1 protein-coding gene is annotated in these 1986 nt (G+C 71.1%); it reads right to left on the reverse strand.

Features of this window, described 5'->3' with window-relative positions:
* Positions 1-1986: type I polyketide synthase (locus tag WA788_RS35210; protein ID WP_335984505.1), on the reverse strand; the 1986-nt coding region annotated here is incomplete at both ends.

A 1986-nucleotide genomic window follows, 5' to 3' on the forward strand; every position in this document is an offset into this window, starting at 1 on the left:
AACCACCGGCACAGCACTCTCCCCGACTACCCCATCGGCCCCGCACGCCTCTGCAACCAGATACCGAGCCACCTCCAGCGGCGTCGGCTGGTCGAAGGCCAGGGTGGCAGGCAGGCTCAGGCCGGTCTCGGCCGCGAGCCGGTTGCGGAGCTCCAGCGCGGTCAGCGAGTCGATGCCCATCTCACGGAATGCCCGCTCGGAGTCGATCTCAGCCGAGCTGGCATGACCCAGAACGGCGGCGACAGCGGCCCGGACGATCTCCAGGACTTCCCGTTCACGCTCTGCGGGGGCAAACGCGGCCAACCGGGCCACGAAGCCGCCCGCGTCCGCGGCCGCGGTCGGTCGGGCGGGCGTACCGGCGACCAAGCCGCGCAGCAGCGGGGGCAGCGGTCGTCCCGGGCGCGACAGTGCCGTCAGGTCGAGGCGGGTCGGGACCGCCAACGGGGCACCCCACGCAACGGCGGCGTCGAACAGGGCCAGGCCCTGGACGGTCGACATGGGCTGAACACCACCACGGCGCAGACGAGACCGACCCGCGCCCTCCAGCTGCTCGGTCATCTCCGAGGTCTGTTCCCACAGCCCCCACGCCAGCGACTGACCGGCAAGCTGCCGATCCCGGCGATAGACCGCCAGCGCGTCCAGGAACGCGTTGGCGGCCGCGTAACTGCCTTGTCCCGCGCTGCCCATGACCGCCGCAGCCGAGGAGTACAGCACGAACCCGGCCAAGCCCGCGTCATCGGTCAACTCGTGCAGGTTCCACGCCGCGTCAACCTTCGCCGACAGCACCGGCAGCATCCGCTGCGGCGTCAACGACTCCACCGTCGCGTCGTCGATCACCCCCGCGGCATGCACCACCGCCGTCAACGGCCGCTCCACCGCAACCTTGGCCAGCACCGAGGCGAGGGCATCCCGCTCGCCGGCATCACCGGCCACCACCCGCACCTCCGCACCCTGCTCAGCCAACTCCGCAACCAGACCAGCCACCCCCGGCGCCGCCGGGCCACGCCGCGACACCAACACCAGACGCCGCATACCGCGGACGGTGACCAGGTGCCGGGCCAACTCCCCACCCAACGTCCCCGTCCCACCCGTGACCAGGACGGTGCCCTGCGGGTCCCACTCGGCGGGCACGGCTCCGGGCTCCTTCGTCCCGGCCCGGGTCAGCCGACGCCCGAGCACCGTTACCTCACCGTCCCCAGAACTGATGCGGACCTCGGGTTCATCGGCATCCAAAGCCAGGGCCAGTACGGTGTCCACGTCAGCGTCTTGGGTCGGGTCCAGGTCGGTGGCCGGGTCTACGTCGACCAGCAGCACACGCCCCGGATGCTCCGACTGCGCCGAACGCACCAAACCCGCCACCGCCGCGCCCGCCAGGTCCTGCCCGGTAGCCGCGCCCTGGGTCCAAAGCACCAACCGCGCATTGTCCGTCTCGGGATCGGCCAGCCACTCCTGCACCCAACCCAACACCGACGCAGCAGCCTGGTGGGCCGCCTGCGGCGCCGAAACCCCCGACGGGGCAGCTGGCACTGAAGCAACGACCACCGGCGCCAACTCGGAGCCGACCGACTGGCCGCGCCGCGCCCACTGCACCGCAGCCGACGAAGCCTGCACCGACAGCGGGACCCAGTCGACGGTGAACAGCGACTGCCGCACCTGCCGGCCAGCCCCGGTGAGCAGACCAGCCGGAACCTCACGCAACGCCAGCGACCGTGCTTGCAAGACGGGTTCACCGACAGCATCGAAAGCCGTGACCGAGACCCCACCCGACCCACGGGCCAGCACCACCCGCAGGTGGCGGGCACCGCCCGCCAGCAAACGCACCCCCGACCACACGAACGGCAACCCCGTCCCCCCACCATTGCCGTTGCTATTGCTATTGCTGTTTCCGGTAGCCAGGAGCCCGTGCAGAGCGGCATCAAGCAGAGCGGGATGCAGGCCGAACCCAGCCGCATCGGAGTCGATGACCTGGGGCAGTTCCACCTCGGA

The sequence above is a fragment of the Streptomyces sp. CA2R106 genome (assembly GCF_037034245.1).
GTDB lineage: Bacteria > Actinomycetota > Actinomycetes > Streptomycetales > Streptomycetaceae > Actinacidiphila.